Origin of the sequence: Bradyrhizobium yuanmingense, assembly GCF_029167105.1 — a bacterium.
Lineage (GTDB): Bacteria > Pseudomonadota > Alphaproteobacteria > Rhizobiales > Xanthobacteraceae > Bradyrhizobium > Bradyrhizobium yuanmingense_A.
In genome coordinates, this window is the sequence record NZ_JARFML010000020.1 from 20,365 (window position 1) to 39,580 (window position 19,216).

The following is a 19,216-nucleotide window of genomic DNA, read 5'->3' on the forward strand; positions in this document are numbered from 1 at the left end:
CGCACTTTTCCGGATCTTGCTTCAGTCCGGAAAGCCGAACAGCTTGGCCGGATTATGCACCAGGATCTTCTCAAGCTCCGCCTGGTCGGCCGCGTAGCGGTACATCAGCTCGAGCAGATCGGCATCGTTCGGCGGCTGCTTCACCGAGACCGGATGCGGCCAGTCGCTGGCCCAGACGCAGCGGTCGGGAGCGGCCTCGATGTAGGCGCGCGCGATCGGGATCACGTCGTCGTAAGGAGGACCGGCCTTCGAGGTTTTCTCGCCGAGCGAGAGCATCACCCAGAAATTGCCCTTTCCGAGCAGCTCCAGCATCTTGCGCAGATTCGGATCGTTCCTGCCGGCCTCGGGGTCAGGCCGCGCCATGTGGTCGATCAGCACGGGCACGTCGAGGTTCTCGTATTTGGCGACGCTCGACATGATGCCGTCCTTCTCCGGCTGGATCTTGACGTACCAGCCGAGCTCGCGGATGCGCGCGATGGCGCGGGCGAAATCGGCGTCCGACAGCACGGCGCCGAGCTCCTGGCGGAAGCTGAAGCGCGCGCCGCGCACGCCGGCATCATGCAGTTTTGCGAGATAGGCGTCGCTGGCTTCCGCGAACACCAGCGCATTGGCACAGCCGCGATAGTTCGGGCCCATCGCGGCAAGGCCGTCGAGCACGACGGCATGATCTGCGCCGTAGGTCGTGGTCTGCACGATGATGCCGCGCTCGATGCCGAGCGTCTTGTGCATGCGCTGTGCCGCTTCCCAGGTCGCGGTCGGCATCCGGTAGGCGGCGCCGGGGCGCTCGGGATATTTGTCGATCGGACCCAGCACGTGAAACTGGCTGTCGACCGTCTTCGGCGGCGGCGCCTTCGCCGGGCGGCGCGGATTCGGATCGAACGGCAGATAGGTCGGCATGCGAAAACTCCCTTAGTCGATCACGGCGGTGAAGTCGCACTGCACCAGCGCGCCGCCGTCCATAGTGTCCATCGGCAGCGCGTGGCGCGCAGGCCGCGAATGCTCGTCCGGAAACATTTTCAGCCATTCGACATTGACGGGGCCGCGATTGCCGCGGTCCTTCAGCCACACCGTCATCTTGATGATGTCGTCGGTGGTGCCGCCGGCGGCCTCCACCGTCGCCTTCATATGCGCGAACATGTTGGCGCATTGCGCATCGAGGCTCTCCGGCATCGCGTTGGTCGCGGGATCGCGGCCGAGGATGACGCCCGACATCACGAGATTGCCGATGCGGCAGGCGTTCGGAATCGGGTTGACGTGCTTGAAGCCGCCGATATGGATACTCCTGCGCCGCGTTTGGCCACTCATGGTGCGCTCCCTTTTATTATTGCTTCAGACGAACTGGCACGACACCGAGCCGAAGGCGCCGTAATCGGCATGGAAGGTGTCGCCGCGGCGGATGTCGACGGGCCGCGTGAACGATCCCGCCAGCACGACCTCGCCGGCTTTGAGATGCTCGTCATGCGGCGCGAGGCGGTTGGCGAGCCAGGCGATGCCGCTCGCCGGATGATTGAGCACGCCGGCGGCAAGGCCGGTCTCCTCGACCTCGCCGTTGCGGAACAGCAATGCGCCGATCCAGCGCAGGTCCGCATCCATCGGGCGGATCGGCCGGCCGCCGAGCACCAGCGCGGCATTGGCGGCGTTGTCCGAGATCGTATCCATCACCTTGCGCGTCTTGCCGGTCTCCGGGTCGACGCGGTGCATGCGCGTCTCCAGAATCTCCAGCGCAGGCGTGACGTAGTCGGTGGCGTTGAGCACGTCGAAAATCGTGCAGTCGGGCCCGCGCAGCGGCGCCTTCAGCACGAAGGCGAGCTCGACCTCGATCCGCGGCGCGTGGAAGCGGTCGAACGGAACAGGCGTGGCATCGGCATAGAACATGTCGGCGAACAGCACGCCGTAATCGGGCTCGTTGATGCCGACCGCGTTCTGCATCGCCTTCGAGGTCAGGCCGATCTTGTGGCCCTTGATGATGCGGCCGCGGCCGAGCTGGAGCCTGGTCCAGGCGCGCTGGACCGCGTAGGCATCCTCGATGCTGAAATCGGGATATTCTTTCGTGAACATCGGGATCAGCGTCTTGGTGCGCTCGGCTTCATCGAGCCGCGCGGCGAGGCGTTCGATCGTGGCGGTGTCCAGCATCGTTTACTGCTCCGCCGCCACGGTGTTGCGCAGCACGCCGATCCGACTGGACTCGACCTCGACGACGTCGCCGCTCCTGAGCCAGCGCGGCGGATCGAAGCGGGCGCCCGCGCCCGTCGGCGTGCCCGTGACGATCATGTCGCCGGGCTTGAGGGTGGCGAAGGTCGAGAGATAGGAGATCAGGAAGTCGAACGGGAACATCAGCCGTTCCGTCGTGTCCTGCTGGCGCAGCTCGCCATTGACGCGCGTGATGATGTCGTGCGGCCCGCGCGGGTCGAGCTCGTCGGCCGTGACGATCCACGGGCCGATGCTGCCGGAGCGATCGAAGTTCTTGCCCTGCGTGACGTTGAACTTGCCGTGGCGCAGCCAGTCGCGGATCGTGCCCTCGTTGCACAAGGTCATGCCGAAGATGTGCGACCACGCTTCTTCGCGCGGAATGTGGCGGCCGCCCTGCCCGATCACGATGACGAGCTCGCCTTCATAGTCGAGCTGATCCGAGACTTTGGGCTTCTCGATCGGTTGACCGGAGCCCGTCACCGAGGACATGCTGCGCACGAACAGGCTGGGATATTTGGGCAGGTCCGAATTGTCCTTATACTCCGCATTGCGCTCGGCGTAATTGACGCCGATGCACCAGAGCTTCTCCGGCGCCAGCACCGGCGGCAACAGAACGAGCTGGTCCAGCGCGTAATCGGGCTTCTGGCCCGCGACGGCCTCCTGCGCTTCGGCGAGTGCGTTGGCCGCGATCAGCGCCTTCACGTCCGAATAGTCGCGGCCGATGCGCCTGGTCAGATCGACCACGCCGCCGTCCACGGCCGCGCCATAGCGCGCCTCGCCGTCCAGGAGATAGCTCAGCAGTCGCATTGTATGTCCTCCGATGATCTTGGGGCGGCGGCCGGCGATGAGGCCCGCGCGCTCAGTCTTTCGACTTGGGAGTCTGGAACACGCTGCCCAGCGTCACGATCTCGCCGAGGCGGGCGTAGCGCGGACCGCCGATGCGCGCGATCGGGTCGAGCGCTTTCGTCTCGACCTTGCCGTCGTTGACGAGACCGTCGCGCAAATGGAACAGCACGACCTCGCCGACGATGAGCCGGCTCTTGGCGTCACCGAATTCGAGGCACTGCCGGAAACGGCACTCCATCGCGACCGGCGCGGCGGCAAGCCGCGGCACCCTGATGCGCTCGCTCGCGAGCGTCTCCAGGCCGAGATGCTCCACCTCGCTGATTTCAGGCGGATGCTCGACCGAGCTGTCGTGCACCGCATTCATCAGCGGCGTATCCGCGATGTGGATCACATATTCCTCGGTGTCGAGGATGTTGTGCGCGGTGTCCTTGTAGTCGGCGCCCTTGCGGCCGACGCTGATGGCGAGCATCGGCGGCTTCTGCGAGACGAAGGTGAAGGCGCTGAACGGAGCGAGATTGAGCACGCCCGTAGCTGACAGGCTCGTCACCCAGGCGATCGGGCGCGGCACCACGATGCCGGTCATCAGGCGGTAGATGCGCTCGGCGCCGAGCTCGGTCGGGTCGATCCGCATCAATCAATCCGCCCTGATATTGGCCTTGCGCACCACCGGAATCCACTTGGCGTCCTCGCGCTCGAGATAGGCCCTGAATTCGCCCGGCGTCATCGGCGTGGCTTCGCCGCCGAGCTTTTCGAACTTGTCGATCACGGCGGGGTCCTTGAGAATCGCGACCAGCGTCTCGTGCAGCTTCTCGACGATGGGCGCCGGCGTGCCAGCGGGCGCGAACAGGCCGGTGAAGGTCTGGCCGTCGAAGTCCTTGTAGCCGAGCTCGGCGAAGGTCGGCACGTCGGGCAGTGACTTCAATCGATGCGGTGAGGTGACGGCGAGCGCGCGGAACAGGCCGGCCTTGATGTGCTGGAGGCTGACGGTGAGCTGGTCGAAGGCGAACTGCACCTGACCGCCCAGGAGATCGTTGATGGCCGGCGCATTGCCGCGATAATGCGCCGTGACCCATTGCAGGCCGAGATTTGACTGCATCAGCTCGCTCAGCAGGTGGTTCGTGGTACCGGGGCCGGGCGAGGCCATGGTCAGCTTGCCGGGCTCGCGCTTGGCGAGGTCGAGAAACTCCTTGAGCGTAGTCGCCTGCACCGAGGGATGAACCTCGAGCACCAGCGGCGTCATCGAGATCGTCGAGATCGGGAGAAAGTCTTTCTTCCAATTATAGGCGTCGCGCTTGTTGATCTCGGTCGCGAACAGCACCGGGCCGTTGGCGCCGACGAACAGCGTGTAGCCGTCGGGCGCCGACTTCGCGAAGGCTTCGCCCGCGATCATGCCGCCGGCACCGGCCTTGTTCTCGATGACGAAGGGTTGGCCGAGCTTTTCCTGGAGCTTGTCGGCGACGATGCGCGCGGCGCTGTCGACATTGCCGCCGGCGGGATAGGGCACGATCAGCTTGACGTTGCGGGCCGGCCATTGCTGGCCCGACGCGGGCCCCGCCAGCATTGCGGCTGCAGCAGCGATGGCAATCCAGATTAATCTCATGTTAACCTCCCGGCGGCGCTTCCAATTCCATATCGGGTGCAGATGACGTCGTGCATGGCATCCCGATCGGAGCGCAATCTCCAGATGCGCGCTTGCCCTGTCGAGGGAATTGTGGCGTTCTTGTCCATACTATGGACAAGAGACGCGCCACATCCGCCCGCCGCGCCGTGGAACCGCGACAGGGCGCGCAGGCGATCCGGCGTGCGCTCGCGGTGCTGCGCATCCTGGCCGCAGGTCGCGAGGACGGTGTGCCATTGGCCGAGGTGGTCCGCACCACCGGCCTCACCCGGCCGACCGTGCATCGCATCGTCCACGTGCTGATCGAGGAAGGCATCGTCGAGCGGCACGGCCGGAGCGGCCGCTACGCGATCGGCAACCAGGTACCGGAGCTGGCGCTGGCGCGTCCCCGGCCCTCGCGGCTCTTGGTCGCCGCAAATCCGTCGCTGCAGCGCGCGTCAGCCGAGATCGGCGACACGCTGTTCCTGACGGTGCGCACCGGCAATGACACGCTTTGCGTCGATCGCAGGATCGGCGTCTATCCGATCCAGGTGCTGTCGATCGAGATCGGCGCGCGGCGGCCGCTCGGCGTCTCCAGCGCCGGCGTTGCCATCCTCGCCGCGATGCCGGCGCAGGAGGCGCGCAAGATCGTCGTGGCGAATGAGAAGAGGTTCGAGGCCTACCGGACCGACGTCGCGACCGTGCTCGGCGAGGTCACCGCCGCCAGGCGGCTCGGATACGGCATGAGAGAGACCGGCCTGGTGCAAGGGACGAAATCGATCTCGACCTGGATCAAGACGCCGGACGGGCAACCGGCTGCGGCGATGACGGTCTCCGCCGTTCGCACGCGGCTCGGGCCGAGGCGCGAGCAGGAGGTCGCGGAGATCCTGCTGCGGGAAGCGCGGATCATCGAGCAGGCGATCGGGGGGTAAGGCACGTACGGCGCCGGTTCTTCGCCTCTCCCGCTTGCGGGAGAGGCCGACGCGCTCGCAGAGCGCGGTGGGTGAGGGCTCTCGCCACACAGGGACATACTCGGCAAATTCTCAACACCCCCAACGCGGAGACACCCTCTCCCCAACCCTCCCCCGCTGGCGGGGGAGGGAGCGCACCGTCATCGGGGCTGTCAACGGGCTGACTTGGCACACAGTTTTATGGCACAACGCGCCATCGTCGACCGATCAACGAGGCCACGCATGCCCGCGCCGAAACCGCCTGCCTTCGAGACCCTGAGCCTGCATGCGGGCCAGCATCCGGATCCCACGACCGGCGCCCGGGCGGTGCCGATTTACCAGACCACGTCCTACGTGTTCCAGGATTCCGATCACGCCGCCGCGCTGTTCAACCTGGAGCGCGCCGGCCACATCTATACGCGCATCTCCAATCCGACCACCGGCGTGCTGGAGGAGCGGCTTGCGGCGCTGGAAGGCGGCGTCGGCGCGATCTGCACGGCGAGCGGCCAGGCAGCGCTGCATCTGGCCATCGCCACGCTGCTCAATGCCGGCGACCACATCGTGGCATCCAGCTCGCTCTACGGCGGCACCATCAACCTCTTGGCGCACACGCTGCCCCGTTTCGGCATCACCACGACGTTTGTGAAACCACGCGATCACGACGCATTCCGCGCGGCGATCAAACCGAACACCAAGCTCGTGATCGGCGAGACCATCGGCAACCCTGGCCTCGAGGTGCTCGACATCCCGAAGGTTGCGGCGATCGCGCATGAGGCCAAGGTTCCGCTTCTGATCGACAACACCTTTGCCACGCCCTATCTCAGCCGCCCGATCGAGCTCGGTGCCGACATCGTCATGCATTCGGCAACCAAATGGATCGGCGGCCACGGCATCGCGATCGGCGGTGCCATCGTGGACGGCGGCCGCTTCGACTGGCGGGCATCCGGCAAGTTCGGCGTGCTGACCGAGCCCTATGGCGGCTATCACGGCATCGTCTTCGACGAGCAATTCGGCACGGCCGCCTTCATCATGCGCGCGCGCACGGAAGGCCTGCGCGATTTCGGCGCCTGCCTGTCGCCGACCAACGCGTTCCAGCTGCTCCAGGGCGTCGAGACGCTTGGCGTACGCATGGACCGGCATATGCAGAACACGCATCTGGTGCTGGAAGCCTTGAAGGCCAACAAGGCGGTGGACTGGGTGTTGCACCCGTCGCTCGAGGACCATACGGACTACCAGCTCGCAAAGACGCTGCTGCCGCGCGGCGCCGGCTCGATCGTCTCCTTCGGCATCAAGGGCGGGCGGCCTGCCGGACGCAAGTTCATCGAGAGCTTGCGCATGATCAGCCATCTCGCCAATGTCGGCGACGCCAAGACGCTGGTGATCCATCCGGCCTCGACCACGCATCAACAGATGGATGCCGAGCAGCTCAAGGCGGCCGGCATCGGCGAGGAGCTGGTGCGGCTCTCGGTCGGTATCGAGAGCGCAAGCGACATCATCGACGACCTCAACCAAGCGCTGCGAATCTCGCAAAAGGCCTGACACCATGAAGCTTTCCGTCAACGGCACCGATGTGTTTGTCGCAACCGGCGGCCGCGACTTCGACAAGTCCCTGCCCGCGGTGGTCTTCATTCATGGCGCCGGCTTCGACCATTCGAGCTGGGCGCTGCATACGCGCTGGTTCGCCCATCACGGATTTACCGTGCTGGCGCCCGACCTGCCCGGCCACGGCCGCTCGGCCGGACCTTCGCTCTCGACTATTGCCGAGATGGCCGACTGGACGGCAGCGCTGCTCGATGCGGCGGGCGCCGCGAAGGCGCATCTGATCGGCCACTCCATGGGCTCGCTGATCTCCCTGGAGACCGCCGCGCGGCATCCCGACAAGGTCTCCGCGCTGAGCCTGATCGGCACCGCCGCGACGATGACGGTGGGACCGGATCTGTTGAAAGCCGCCGAAGCCAACTCGCAGGATGCCAACGACATGGTCTCGATCTGGGGCCTCGGCTTCAACGCGGAGCTCGGCGGCAGCCTGGCGCCGGGCCTGTGGATGCATGGCGGCGCGCAGGCGGTGCTCAGGGCATGCGAGCCGGGCGTCCTGTTCAAAGATCTGTCGGCCTGCAACGCCTATACGAATGCACTTGCCGCTGCGGCGAGCGTGAAGGTGCCGACGACGCTGATCCTCGGCGAGAAGGACATGATGACGCCGGCGAAGGCCGGCAAGGCGCTCGCCGCCGCGATCCCGCATGCAAGGACCGTCGTCGTGCCCGGCGCCGGCCACATGATCATGGCCGAGCGACCGGACGAGTTGCTGGCGGCGCTGCGGAACTAGGCGGATCGATCTTCCGCCTTGCGCGTTGCGGTCAGATATCCCTCTCACTCAAGAAGGGGAACCTGACCATGCCGAGACAGGAAGTCATTCGTAAAGCCAGGCAAGACAAACGTGCCGGCAAGTCGGCCAGCACGCAGGCCGGCGAATTCGTCAAGGACCAGATCGACAAGATCCGCAAGGGCAAGCACGGCGCGCGCTCGACCAAGCAGGCCATCGCGATCGGCCTGTCCGAAGCACGACGCGCCGGTGTCGATCTGCCACCGCCGCGCAAGGGAAGCACTAAGAAGTCGACGCGCCGTAGTGCCAAGTACGCTTACGAGGTCGGCCAGGGCAAACGCACGCCGAAGCGGAGGCCGAAAGTATCGCGCGCCGCCACGAACGCTCTGAAGAAGGAACCGCGATCGACCGCATCGCGCGGTTCGTTGTCGAAACAGGCCAAGCGCGCCGCAAGCCGCCGAACCGCAGCGTCCCGTTCAGCCGCCGCGCGCAAGGCAAGCCACACCAAGGGTGCCAAGGTCCGCTCCGCAGCCGCCAAGAAGGCGGCGCGCACCCGCGCCCGCCGCCGGAGTTGACGTCGTGTAGCAACCTTGTGAGTTGTGTACCGGCAGCCAACGTCTGACGATCAGACTTCGGATCGATCGGAGTTCGGCATGTCAGATAGTCTCAAGGGGCGTGTAGCGCTTGTCACCGGTGGCTCGCGCGGGATTGGCGCGGCCGTCTGCCGGGCCTTGGCTGCATCAGGCGCCGCCGTGGCGATCAACTGCCGCGAGCAGATCGGTCAGGCGGAGAAGCTGGCCGGCGAGATCGCCGAGCATGGCGGACGCGCCATCGTCGTCGCTGCCGACGTCTCGCAGCGGAACGCCGTGGCCAATCTGGTCGAACGCGTCACGGCGGGACTCGGGCCCATCGACATTCTCATCAACAATGCCGGCATTGCGATCACGCGCGGCGTCGACGATCTCACCGAGGACGATTTCGACCGCACTATCCTGGTCAATCTGAAATCGGCCTTCCTGTGCACGCAAGCGGTGCTGCCATCGATGCGCGCACGGACATGGGGCCGCATCGTCAACATCTCCTCCGGCGCCGCGCGCGGTGCGGGCTCGATCGGCCCGCACTACAATGCGTCAAAGGCCGGCATGGAGGGCCTGACGCGCGGCTATGCGGCGCGGCTCGTGAAAGAAGGCATCACCGTCAACGCCGTGGCGCCGTCATTGATCGAGACCGACATGATGAGCGGCCAGCCCGCGCTCGTCAGCCGCATCCCCCTCGGCCGCTTCGGCACGGCGGACGAGGTGGCGAAAGCCGTGATGCTGCTGGTCGACAACGCCTATATGACCGGACAGACCATCGCGCTGAGCGGCGGAATGGCTTTTAATTGAAGGATGACTCTTACCTCTCCCCGCTTGCGGGGAGAGGTCGGATTGCATCGAAAGATGCAATCCGGGTGAGGGGGTACAGGTTCATCGACGACGTCACGCGCGGAGAGAGCCCCTCACCCCGCCCTCTCCCCGCAAGAGCGGGGCGAGGGAGACGAGAGAGCGCGGCCACATCACCACATCGTCGCCGCCGCCCGTTCTGGCCAAGCGCGATCATACTCCGCGCCGCCGACCTTGTTGTCACTCATCTCCGCAAGAATCTGCCCCGGTGTCGGCAGCGTCTTCGGATCGACGCGTTTGTCGGGATTCCAGAGATCGGCGCGGACGATGGCGCGGGCGCATTGGAAGTAGATCTCGTCAACATTCATAACCATCACGCTGCGCGGCGCCTTGCCTTCGACCTTGAACGAAGCCAGCAGCAGCGGATCGATCGACAGATGCGCGCGGCCGTTGGCGCGTACCGCATTGCCGGAGCCGGGGATCAGAAACATCAGCGAGACGCGCGGGTCGCGCACGATATTGCGCAAGGAATCGACCCGGTTGTTGCCGCGGCGGTCGGGCAGCATCAGCGTCTTGGGGTCGTGGACGCGGACGAAGCCGGCCAGATCGCCGCGCGGCGAGCAGTCGATGCCTTCGGGCCCGATGGTGGCGAGCACGGCGAACGGCGCCCTCTCGATGAATATGCGGTAGAGCGGGGTGACGTGGTCGGCGACTTTCACGGTCGAGGCGTCGTTCGTGACGCCGTAGATTGCCTCCAGCTGCTCGACCGTTTCAATCACCGTCATTCCACTCTCTCCATGCTGTTGCCAGCAACTAATCCTGCCAGCCTTGATTCCTGATCACGCGTAGCAGCTGGCGGCCGTGGTAGTCCGCGCTGCCGGCGTTGACGATGGTGACATCCGCGTGCGCCGACGCATCATCGACGCTGCGCGACAGCCGCTCGGCGATGTTGCCGTCGCTTTTCCGGGCGCGCGCGGCAAGCCGCTGCGCCAATACCTCCGGCGGCGCCTTGATCGCGACCACCACGACGTTGGCATAGGCCCGGCGCAAGGCGGCGATCACGGTGCGTGAGACGTTGACGACGATGGTGCGGCCGGCGCGGATGTCGTCGTTGATCTCGACCGGCAGCGCATAGGAATGCCCGTGCGCCTCCCAGTGCACGGCAAAGTCGCCGTGCTCGCACGCACGGTGGAATTCTTCGGGGCTGACTGCGATATTGTCTTCATCGGCGGAGGACGCGCGCGTCACGATGCGGCGCGGGAAGACGATGCCGGGATCGTCGCTGCAAGCCGCCTGCGCCAGCCGCAACAGCGTGTCCTTGCCGGCGCCGCTGGGGCCGACCACGAGCACGAGCCGACCGGGGCCGATCGCACCGGTCTCGCCTTCGCCCGTGGTCGCCATCTCGCTCATGCGACGCGGTGTCCTTCGCGCCAGACGCTGCGGACCACGGGAACGTGGCCTGCGACATGGACGCGGATCAGATCGGCGCGCTTGCCGGTCGCGACCTCGCCGCGGTCGGTGAGGCCGACCGCTTCGGCGGGCGCTTTCGTCACGGTGCGGACCGCGGCAGGAAGGCTGATCGCGGGCACATGCTCGGGCAATTGCAACGCGGCCATCAAAAGGCTCGACGGAATGTAATCCGACGACAGGATGTCGAGCAGGCCTTCGCGGGCGAGATCGACCGCCGCGATGTTGCCGGAGTGCGAGCCGCCGCGCACCACGTTTGGCGCGCCCATCAGGATGTCGATGCCGGCCTGGTGCAGGCCGCGCGCGGCCTCCAGCGTGGTCGGGAATTCCGCGACGGAGACGCGGTCGCGCACGGCGTCCGCGACGTTCTCCTCGGTGGTGTCGTCGTGGCTCGCCAGCGGAATGTTGTACTCATGCGCCAGGGCCACGATCTCGCGCATGTTGGCCGCGGCATAGAGCCTCTGATACTCGAAGCGCTTTGCGAACAATTCGTCGAGCTCGGCATCGGTCTTGCCGCCGCCCTTGCCGCGGTAATAGTCGCGCAGCTTGACCTCGTCGCGGAACTGGCGCTGGCCCGGCGTGTGGTCCATCAGCGACATCAGCTTGACGTCGGGACGGTCGATCAGCTCCTTGGCCTCCTCGACCACGCTCGGCATCGGGATCTCGCAGCGCAGATGCAGGAAGTGATCGGCGCGCAGCAGGTTGGCCTCGCGCGCGGTGGTGATCGCGGCGGCGAGCACGCCGGCGCGGCCATCGACCTCCTCGGCGCCGTCCTCGCGCCAGACCCGGAGCGAATCGAACACGGTGGTGATGCCCGAGGTCGCAAGCTGGCCGTCATAGGAGATGACGGCGGCGACAGGATTCCAGAACACTTTTGGCCGCGGCACGTAATGCGCCTCGAGATGGTCGGTGTGGAGTTCGATCAGGCCGGGCATGATCAGATCGCCGCCGGCATCCTCGGCACCCGCGGGCGCAGTCCCCTCGCCGATCTCCGCAATGCGGCCGTCGGCAAGCGCGAGCCAGCCCTGCTCGATCACCCGGTCAGCCAGCACGATCCTGGCGTTGGCGATCACGGATTCCTTTTTCATTTCCCCATTCCTTCAGGCCGCGGCGGCAAAGCCGGTGACGTCGACGATGCGGTCGGCAATCAAATGACGGATTTCATCGTCATGGACAATGGCGACCATGGCGACGTCCTGACGTTTCTTTTCAGCGACCAGCTCGACCACCACGGCGCGATTGGCCGCATCGAGCGAGGCGGTCGGCTCGTCCAGCAGCAGGATCGGCAGATCCGAGATGAAGCCACGGGCGATGTTCACGCGCTGCTGCTCGCCGCCGGAGAAGGTCGCGGGCGGCAGCTGCCAGAGCCGTTCGGGGATGTTGAGACGATGCAGCAGCTCGCCGGCGCGCGCCTGTGCGTCTGCCCGGCTCATGCCGTTCACGATCAGCGGCTCCGCGACGACGTCGATGGTGGCGACGCGCGGCACCGCGCGCAGGAACTGGCTGACATAGCCGATGGTGGAGCGGCGGACGTTGAGCACCTGCCGCGGCTCGGCGATGGCAAGATCGACCACGGCGCCGCGATGGCGGATGCCGATGCGGCCGCTGTCGCAGCGGTAATTGCCGAAGATCATCTTCAGGATCGACGATTTGCCGGCGCCCGACGGGCCCGACAGCACCACGCACTCGCCGGGATTGACGTGGAAGGTCACGCCGCGCACCACCGGCAGCTCGATGCCGCCCTGCAGGTGCATCGTGAAGGTCTTTTGCGCATCGGCAATGTCGATCATGGCGGTCATCGGAGGGCTCATGTTGTAAAGATCATGGCGGCAGGATCGAGGAGACCAGCAGCTGGGTATAGGGCTCGCGGGGATCGTCGAGCACCTGGTCCGTGAGACCGGTCTCGATGACGCGGCCGCCTTTCATCACCATCACGCGGTGCGACAACAGGCGCGCCACCGCGAGATCGTGGGTGACGATGACGACAGCGAGGTTCAGCTCGGCGACGAGGCTGCGCAGGAGATCGAGCAGGCGCGCCTGCACCGACACGTCAAGGCCGCCGGTCGGCTCGTCCATGAACACGAGCCGCGGCTCGGTGACGAGGTTGCGGGCGATCTGGAGGCGCTGGCGCATGCCGCCGGAATAGGTGCGCGGCGCATCGTCGATGCGCGCGACGTCGATCTCGACGCGTGTCAGCCAATCCGACGCGGTCTCACGGATGCGGCCGTAATGATTCCACCCCACCGCCATCAGCCGCTCGCCGACATTGGCGCCGGCCGAGACCGCCATGCGCAGCCCCTGCGCGGGATCCTGATGCACGAATCCCCAATCGGTGCGGAACAGGAAGCGGCGCTCGGCTTCGCCAAGAGTGGCGAGATCGCGGGTGACGCCGTCGCGCATCCGGTAGGAGACGTGCCCCGCGCTCGGCGCGAGCTGGCCCGACAGCATTTGCAGCAGCGTCGATTTGCCGGAACCGGATTCGCCGACGATCGCCAGCACCTCGCCGGGATAGAGCGAGAACGAGACGTCGCGGCAGGCATTGATGCGGCCGAACGACTTGCTGAGCGATCTTGCGACCAGCAGCGGCTCGTCGTTCTCGACCCAATTCTGATCAGCCATTCGAGGCCTCCTGCGCCTTCTCCCTGTACGGCGCGGCACTGAGACTGCCGTGATGGCCGGCGGCCTGGCGGCCCTCGCAATAATCGGTGTCCGAGCAGACGAACATGCGCCCGCCCTTGTCGTCGGTGACGATCTCGTCGAGATAGGAATTCTCCGCGCCACAGAGCGCGCAGGGCGCGTTGAATCGGTAGGGCTCGAACGGGTGATCCTCGAAATCGAGCGACACCACCTGGGTGTAGGGCGGGATCGCGTAGATGCGCTTCTCGCGGCCGGCGCCGAACAATTGCAACGCCGGGCAATTGTCCATCTTGGGATTGTCGAATTTCGGCGTCGGCGACGGGTCCATCACATAGCGCGCGTTGACCTTCACCGGATAGGCATAGGCCGTGGCGATGTGGCCGAAGCGGGCGATGTCCTCGTAGAGCTTCACGTGCATCAGGCCGTATTCGGCGAGCGCATGCATGCGCCGCGTCTCGGTTTCGCGCGGTTCGAGGAAGCGCAACGGCTCGGGGATCGGCACCTGATAGACCAGCACTTGGTTCTCGTTCAGCGCCGTCTCCGGGATGCGGTGACGGGTCTGGATCACGGTTGCCTCGTCCGTCGCCGTCGTGGTCGCAACGCCCGCGGTCTTGGCGAAGAATTTGCGGATCGAGATCGCGTTGGTGGTGTCGTCGGAGCCCTGGTCGATCACCTTCAGCACGTCCTGCGGCCCCAGGATCGCGGCCGTGACCTGCACGCCGCCGGTGCCCCAGCCATAGGGCATCGGCATTTCGCGGCTGGCGAACGGCACCTGATAGCCGGGGATGGCGATCGCCTTCAGGATCGCGCGGCGGATCATGCGCTTGGTCTGCTCGTCGAGATAGGCGAAATTGTAGGCGGGCGCGTTCATTCCGCGGCCTCCTTCATGGCGTCGGGCGTGTTGGTCTCGGCGGACGCTTTAGAGAACTCTTGGCGCAGCTTGCGCAGGAGGCCGAGCTCGGACTGGAAATCGACATAGTGCGGCAGCTTCAGGTGCTCGACGAAGCCGGTCGCCTGGACATTGTCCGAATGCGACATCACGAACTCTTCGTCCTGCGCTGGTGCGAGTACCTCCTCGCCGAGCTCACGGGCACGCAACGCGCGATCGACCAGCGCCATCGACATGGTCTTGCGCTCGCTCTGGCCGAAGGCGAGGCCATAGCCGCGGGTGAAGCACGGCGCCTCGGTCGCGGAGCCCTTGAACTGGTTGACCATCTGGCACTCGGTGAGCTCGATCGCGCCGAGCGGCACCGCGAAGCCGACGTCTTCCGCGACAAAGTCGACCTCGACCTCGCCGAAACGGATCTCGCCGACGAAGGGATGGTTGCGGCCGTAGCCCCGCTGGGTGGAATAGCCCATCGCGAGCAGAAAGCCTTCGTCACCGCGCGCAAGGTTCTGCAGGCGCAAATCACGGTCCGCGGGGAAATTCAGCGGCTCGCGGGTGAGATCGCCGACGCTGGCGCCGTCCTCGGCTTCCGGCGATGATTCGATCAGCCCGTCGCGCCCGAGAATGTCTGTCACGCGCGGCGTCGGCGCGGTGGAGGCTTCGGCCGCAGCCGGCCTCTCCGGCACGAAACCTTGGGCGAGCGATGGATCGAGCAGGCGGTGCGTGTAGTCGAAGGTCGGCCCCAGGATCTGGCCGCCGGGAATGTCCTTGAAGGTCGCCGACACCCGCCGCTGCACCCGCATGGTGCCGGTGTCGACCGGCTCGCTGGCGCCGAAACGCGGCAGCGTGGCGCGGAAGGCGCGAACCAGGAAGATCGCCTCGATCAAATCGCCGCGCGCCTGCTTGATCGCAAGCGACGCGAGCTCGCGGTCATAGAGCGAGCCTTCGCTCATGACGCGATCGACGGCAAGGCCGAGCTGCTCCGAGATCTGGTCGAGCGAGATCTCCGCAACGCTCTGGTCGCCGCGCCGCTTATGCGCGAGCAGGCGATGGGCGTTCTCGATGGCGCGTTCGCCGCCTTTGACTGCGACATACATGCTTTCAGCTTCCCTTGCTCACGATGCGCGTGGTGCGGGGGATCGCGACCACGGCGTCATCGGCGACCAGCACCACATCGATGCCGCGCGGAAACAGCGCTTCGTTCATATGCAGGCGCTCGAACAGGTCGAAAGGCTTGATCGACGCCTGCAACGCCGCCACCCCGTCGATGCCGGGGCCGCGCAGCTCGAAGCTGCGCCCGGAGTTCAGGCTCTCGACCTGGATGATCACGGTCGTCGAACGGTCCGGATACTCGCTGGTGCCGAGCGCGAAGGACTCGAACGAAGGCAAGGCGCCACCGTTACTGACGAGCGCAAACGAAGCGATCGACGAATCCTGCACGACCGGCGCGCCAGTGTGGAACTTGAGCCACTTCGTCACGTCCGCGCTCTCCGCCATCCGCGCATCGAGCCAGAGCGGCGTGTCGTGGTCGAACAGCGTCAGCGCGATCGCTGCGGTGCCCCGCATCATCGGCCCTGGCGCGCCCGCCATCGGCACAATGCGCTGAACCGAGCCCGGCCGCGCCATGGCGTCCATAACCGAGCGAAAGGTCGATTGCGCCGACAGCACCTTGTCGGCGAAACCCGGCGGCAGCTCCGCAATCGTGGTCATGATCTCACCCCTCACCGCGCACCATGGTGTAGAAATCAACCTTCGTCGCGGCGGCCGCTGCCGCCGCCTGTTTACGCCTGACCATCAGCTGCTCGCGCAACGGCGCGATAATTTCGCGCTCCACCGCTCCGCCGAAATCGCGGGACTGCACCAGCGCATCGCACAGCGCGATCAGCCGCGCCTTCTCACCGTCACGGCCGAGCGTATAGCCGAACCCGACCTCGCCGCTCGCAAGCCGCACCGCGGCGCGCGACACCGTCGCTTCCCCGAGATTGAACGGCGCGCCGTCGCCGCCGACCCGGCCGCGCAGCATGACGAGGCCGTTCTCCGGCGTGCGCAGGTCCTGATGGTCCGGGAGCGACAAGTTGCGGAGGCGAGCGGCGATCTCGCCCGCCTCCGCGTGCGCCAGCACCGCCATTGCGGCCTTGCGCTGGGCTTGCTGGTCGTTGTGCTGGGTCACCTGGTCAACTTTCCACCGAACTTGCCGCACCGAAGTTGTCTATGATAATAGACAACTTCATACGGACGCGCCATGACTGTTTCGTGACAATGCTGTGATTTCTGGAGTAGGTTTCCCGCGACATGAGCATGCAGGACACAGCCTCCTCGGGCGTCGCGCTATGGCGCCTCGTGGCCGATGGCATCGAGCGCGGCATCGCCGACGGCCGCTTTGCGGCCGGCGACAAATTGCCGGGCGAGATGGAGATCGCCGAGACCTATCGCGTCAACCGCCACACCGTGCGGCGCGCGCTGGCAGCGCTTGCCGAGCGCGGCCTGGTGCGCGCCGAGCGCGGCAGCGGAACCTATGTCGAGGCGCAGAAGCTCGCTTATCCCCTGCGCTCGCGCACGCGCTTCTCCGAGATCGTCGGCGCCGATGGCCGCGAGCCGCACGGCCGGCTGATCGAGGCGACCGACGACGTCGCGACGCGCGAGCTCGCACGGGAATTGGGATTGAAGACCGGCGCGCCCCTGGTGCGGATCGAAGCGATTCGCCTCGCCGACCGCACGCCGATCTGTGTTTCTACGACCTGGCTCTCGGCTGACCTGTTCCCGGATGCGGGCGCCGTGTTCGCGGCGACGCGCTCGATGACGAAGCTGCTGGAGCATTTCGGCGTCCGCGACTATCGCCGCGGCGCGACAAGGATCACCGCCGGCATCGTCGACGCGAGCGACGCCGCACGGCTCGACCTGGCGCTGGGGCGGCCGATCCTGGTGGTCGACGCCACCGACCATGATCTCACGGGCAAGCCGCTGGTGACGAAGCACTCGCGCTTTGCGGCGGAGCGGGTGGAGTTCTTGGTGGAGAACGGTTAGATCAGAGCGTTTTCCAGCGAAGCATGCCCTCGGACTTGATCCGAGGTGGAAACGGTGTGCGTCGAGAAAACGCGTCAAAACAAGAAGCCAGAGTTCCGTTCCGATTCAATCGGAATGGATAAGGCTCCAGCACGACGTTAGGCGACCGTCCGCTTGCCGATAATCGCGAAGCGCAGCTTGCCGGAAATCCAGTCGATCGACGATACCGTTATCAGGATCAGCAGGATCAGAAACGATACCTTCTGCCATTCCAGCACCCGGATCTGTTCGGCAAGCTGAAGGCCAATGCCGCCAGCGCCAACGATTCCGATGATCGTCGCCGATCGCGTATTCGACTCGAAATAGTAGAGCACCTGGCTCAGCAAGACCGGGAATACCTGCGGCAGCAATCCGAACCGGACGCTGTGGAAATGGTTGCCGCCCGATGACCGAACGCCTTCCGCGGGGTTCTTGTCGGCGACCTCGATCGCTTCCGAGAACAGCTTGCCGAACGTTCCGAAATCGCTGCAGATCACGGCCAGGATGCCGGCAAACGGCCCCAGCCCCACGACGCCGACCCAGATCAGTGCCCAGATCAAGGTATCGACTCCACGGATGGTATCGAGGCCACGACGCGTCAATACGCGGATGATCCGGCTTGCAACCACGTTGCGCGCCGCCAGCAGGGATACCGGCAGCGCGAGCAGCGCGCCGCCCAGCGTGCCGAGAAACGCGATCGACACCGTCTCTCCGAGCGCATGCAGATATTTCAGAACCTCCGCCCAAGAACCCGGGTTGGGCGGCAACATGAGCTGGACGAATTCGCCCAGCCTGACCATGCCTTGGGAGAGCCGGTTAAAGGGAATATCGAGCTGGACGATCCCGAACAGGAACAGCCCGACCGCCCCGCCGACGAGTATTGCGATCCTTCCCCGCTGCCACCAATCGGTCCGGAAGACGCCGGGATACCGTTCGGCAATGCCGGCCCGGTTTTCAAAACTGAAGGAGCTCATCGGGTGCTTCCCTCCAGCCCGAGCAGGCGGTGTCGCAACCGTTCCGTCAGGAAGTCGATCAACATGACGGTAAGGACGATGAGCAACAGGATGGCGCTGACGTCGGTGAAGTAGAACTTGCGAACCGCCTCGATCAGATCCTGGCCGATCCCGCCGGCGCCGACGAAGCCCATCACGGCAGCGCCACGCACGTTGATCTCGAACCTGAGCAAGGCATAGCTCACGAAGTTCGAAAGGACTTGAGGCAACGCGCCGAACCGAACAACCTGAACCCAGCTGCCCCCGCTTGCCGCCACCCCTTCGACCGGCTTGCTGTCGATGTTCTCGACAACCTCGGCGAACTGCTTGCCCAACGCTCCGGCGGTATGGATGGCAATGGCCAGAACGCCCGGCAGCGGCCCGAGACCAAAGGCCAGCACGAAGATCAGGGCAAACACGATCTCCGGCACGGTCCTGAAAAATTCCAGGACGCGCCGGGTGACGAAAACAGTCGTTCCTGATTTCACGAGATTGGCCGAGGCGAGGAAGCAAAGTGCGAAACCGCACAGCGCACCCGAGAGGGTGCCCATATATGCGATCAGCAACGTATCCCCGAGAAGCCGTGTCCAGCGCGGCAACCCCCACAGCCAGTCCGCCAAATCGCTCCATGCGGTCGCGGACGAAAATTTGGGTGCGATGCTGACGAAATAGGCCGGGAAGCGCCAGAAGTTCTCGACAAAATTTCCAAGACTGACCTCGCCCATCCAGCCCGCGGCAATAGCAACGGCGATCAGGACGGCGGCGCCGAGCCATACGCGCCGGCGCTTGGCGGCAATTGCAGCCGCATAGCGATCGGCAAGCTCACGCAGCCTGGCTTCCGGGAATTCGGGAACTGCTGTTCGCATGGGATGTTCGGCAGAGCCCGACGGGCAGATCGTGCGAT

The 19,216-nt window shown here is 65.7% G+C and carries 23 protein-coding genes; 6 read left to right on the forward strand and 17 right to left on the reverse strand.

Features of this window, described 5'->3' with window-relative positions:
- Positions 1-21: 21 nt before the first annotated feature.
- From P0R31_RS24580 to P0R31_RS24605, 6 genes are read right to left on the reverse strand one after another with little or no spacing between them, the layout of a single operon-like run.
- On the reverse strand, positions 22-897 hold the full coding sequence (locus P0R31_RS24580; protein WP_275516820.1) for an amidohydrolase family protein: 876 nt from the start codon (positions 895-897) through the stop codon (positions 22-24).
- A gap of 12 nt (positions 898-909) precedes the next feature.
- A complete protein-coding gene (locus tag P0R31_RS24585; protein ID WP_275516821.1) occupies positions 910-1,305 on the reverse strand; it encodes a RidA family protein in 396 nt (131 codons plus the stop codon).
- Between the two features lie 24 nt (positions 1,306-1,329).
- The gene (gene hpaH / locus P0R31_RS24590) at positions 1,330-2,133 is read right to left on the reverse strand and encodes a 2-oxo-hept-4-ene-1,7-dioate hydratase (RefSeq protein WP_275516822.1); all 804 of its coding nucleotides are present in this window, start codon (positions 2,131-2,133) and stop codon (positions 1,330-1,332) included.
- Positions 2,134-2,136: 3 nt separating this feature from the next.
- Positions 2,137-2,997 carry a fumarylacetoacetate hydrolase family protein gene (locus P0R31_RS24595; RefSeq protein ID WP_275516823.1) on the reverse strand — a complete coding sequence of 287 codons (861 nt, stop codon included), beginning with the start codon at positions 2,995-2,997 and terminating at the stop codon, positions 2,137-2,139.
- Between the two features lie 52 nt (positions 2,998-3,049).
- Positions 3,050-3,667, reverse strand: coding sequence for a flavin reductase family protein (locus P0R31_RS24600; RefSeq protein ID WP_275516825.1), 618 nt, complete (start codon positions 3,665-3,667; stop codon positions 3,050-3,052).
- Positions 3,668-3,670: 3 nt separating this feature from the next.
- Complete coding sequence (locus P0R31_RS24605) at positions 3,671-4,636, reverse strand: Bug family tripartite tricarboxylate transporter substrate binding protein (protein WP_275516826.1); 966 nt, start codon at positions 4,634-4,636, stop codon at positions 3,671-3,673.
- Positions 4,637-4,767: 131 nt separating this feature from the next.
- Here P0R31_RS24605 and P0R31_RS24610 point away from each other — a divergent pair, with 131 nt between their 5' ends.
- The 5 genes from P0R31_RS24610 (at position 4,768) to P0R31_RS24630 (ending at position 9,291) form a co-directional block, all read left to right on the forward strand.
- Entirely contained in the window at positions 4,768-5,565 is a 798-nt protein-coding gene (locus P0R31_RS24610) for an IclR family transcriptional regulator (RefSeq protein WP_275516828.1), read from the forward strand.
- 261 nt (positions 5,566-5,826) lie between these two features.
- A complete protein-coding gene (locus P0R31_RS24615) occupies positions 5,827-7,122 on the forward strand; it encodes an O-acetylhomoserine aminocarboxypropyltransferase (RefSeq protein ID WP_275516830.1) in 1,296 nt (431 codons plus the stop codon).
- Positions 7,123-7,126: 4 nt separating this feature from the next.
- On the forward strand, positions 7,127-7,909 hold the full coding sequence (locus P0R31_RS24620) for an alpha/beta fold hydrolase (protein WP_275516832.1): 783 nt from the start codon (positions 7,127-7,129) through the stop codon (positions 7,907-7,909).
- Positions 7,910-7,977: 68 nt separating this feature from the next.
- Positions 7,978-8,481 (forward strand): DUF6496 domain-containing protein, encoded by a 504-nt coding sequence (locus P0R31_RS24625; protein WP_275516833.1) that lies wholly within the window; start codon positions 7,978-7,980, stop codon positions 8,479-8,481.
- Between the two features lie 78 nt (positions 8,482-8,559).
- Entirely contained in the window at positions 8,560-9,291 is a 732-nt protein-coding gene (locus P0R31_RS24630) for an SDR family NAD(P)-dependent oxidoreductase (protein ID WP_275516835.1), read from the forward strand.
- Positions 9,292-9,461: 170 nt separating this feature from the next.
- On the opposite strand, the gene P0R31_RS24635 is transcribed toward P0R31_RS24630, so the two are convergent.
- From P0R31_RS24635 to phnG, 9 genes are read right to left on the reverse strand one after another with little or no spacing between them, the layout of a single operon-like run.
- Positions 9,462-10,073, reverse strand: a complete 612-nt coding sequence (locus tag P0R31_RS24635) for a pyridoxamine 5'-phosphate oxidase family protein (RefSeq protein WP_275516836.1) — start codon at positions 10,071-10,073, stop codon at positions 9,462-9,464.
- 28 nt (positions 10,074-10,101) lie between these two features.
- Positions 10,102-10,698, reverse strand: coding sequence for a phosphonate metabolism protein/1,5-bisphosphokinase (PRPP-forming) PhnN (phnN, locus tag P0R31_RS24640; protein ID WP_275516838.1), 597 nt, complete (start codon positions 10,696-10,698; stop codon positions 10,102-10,104).
- Positions 10,695-11,843, reverse strand: a complete 1,149-nt coding sequence (locus tag P0R31_RS24645; protein WP_128264913.1) for an alpha-D-ribose 1-methylphosphonate 5-triphosphate diphosphatase — start codon at positions 11,841-11,843, stop codon at positions 10,695-10,697. The genes phnN and P0R31_RS24645 overlap by 4 nt, the downstream gene beginning before the upstream one ends.
- A gap of 12 nt (positions 11,844-11,855) precedes the next feature.
- A complete protein-coding gene (gene phnL, locus P0R31_RS24650; RefSeq protein WP_275516839.1) occupies positions 11,856-12,554 on the reverse strand; it encodes a phosphonate C-P lyase system protein PhnL in 699 nt (232 codons plus the stop codon).
- 22 nt (positions 12,555-12,576) lie between these two features.
- Positions 12,577-13,374, reverse strand: a complete 798-nt coding sequence (phnK, locus tag P0R31_RS24655; protein ID WP_275516840.1) for a phosphonate C-P lyase system protein PhnK — start codon at positions 13,372-13,374, stop codon at positions 12,577-12,579.
- Positions 13,367-14,263 carry an alpha-D-ribose 1-methylphosphonate 5-phosphate C-P-lyase PhnJ gene (locus tag P0R31_RS24660; protein WP_275516841.1) on the reverse strand — a complete coding sequence of 299 codons (897 nt, stop codon included), beginning with the start codon at positions 14,261-14,263 and terminating at the stop codon, positions 13,367-13,369. Before P0R31_RS24660 ends, phnK begins: the two co-directional genes overlap by 8 nt.
- Positions 14,260-15,375: a carbon-phosphorus lyase complex subunit PhnI gene (locus P0R31_RS24665; protein ID WP_275516842.1), complete on the reverse strand. Its 1,116-nt coding sequence runs from the start codon at positions 15,373-15,375 to the stop codon at positions 14,260-14,262. Before P0R31_RS24665 ends, P0R31_RS24660 begins: the two co-directional genes overlap by 4 nt.
- Before the next feature lie 4 nt (positions 15,376-15,379).
- Entirely contained in the window at positions 15,380-15,988 is a 609-nt protein-coding gene (phnH, locus tag P0R31_RS24670; protein WP_275516843.1) for a phosphonate C-P lyase system protein PhnH, read from the reverse strand.
- A gap of 4 nt (positions 15,989-15,992) precedes the next feature.
- Positions 15,993-16,406, reverse strand: a complete 414-nt coding sequence (gene phnG, locus P0R31_RS24675) for a phosphonate C-P lyase system protein PhnG (protein ID WP_275516949.1) — start codon at positions 16,404-16,406, stop codon at positions 15,993-15,995.
- Between the two features lie 164 nt (positions 16,407-16,570).
- On the opposite strand from phnG, the gene phnF reads away from it, so the two are divergent.
- Entirely contained in the window at positions 16,571-17,302 is a 732-nt protein-coding gene (gene phnF / locus P0R31_RS24680; protein WP_157283296.1) for a phosphonate metabolism transcriptional regulator PhnF, read from the forward strand.
- Positions 17,303-17,439: 137 nt separating this feature from the next.
- On the opposite strand, the gene phnE (P0R31_RS24685) is transcribed toward phnF, so the two are convergent.
- A complete protein-coding gene (gene phnE, locus P0R31_RS24685) occupies positions 17,440-18,294 on the reverse strand; it encodes a phosphonate ABC transporter, permease protein PhnE (RefSeq protein ID WP_275516844.1) in 855 nt (284 codons plus the stop codon).
- Positions 18,291-19,178 carry a phosphonate ABC transporter, permease protein PhnE gene (gene phnE / locus P0R31_RS24690; protein ID WP_275516845.1) on the reverse strand — a complete coding sequence of 296 codons (888 nt, stop codon included), beginning with the start codon at positions 19,176-19,178 and terminating at the stop codon, positions 18,291-18,293. Before phnE (P0R31_RS24690) ends, phnE (P0R31_RS24685) begins: the two co-directional genes overlap by 4 nt.
- Positions 19,179-19,216 lie beyond the last annotated feature (38 nt).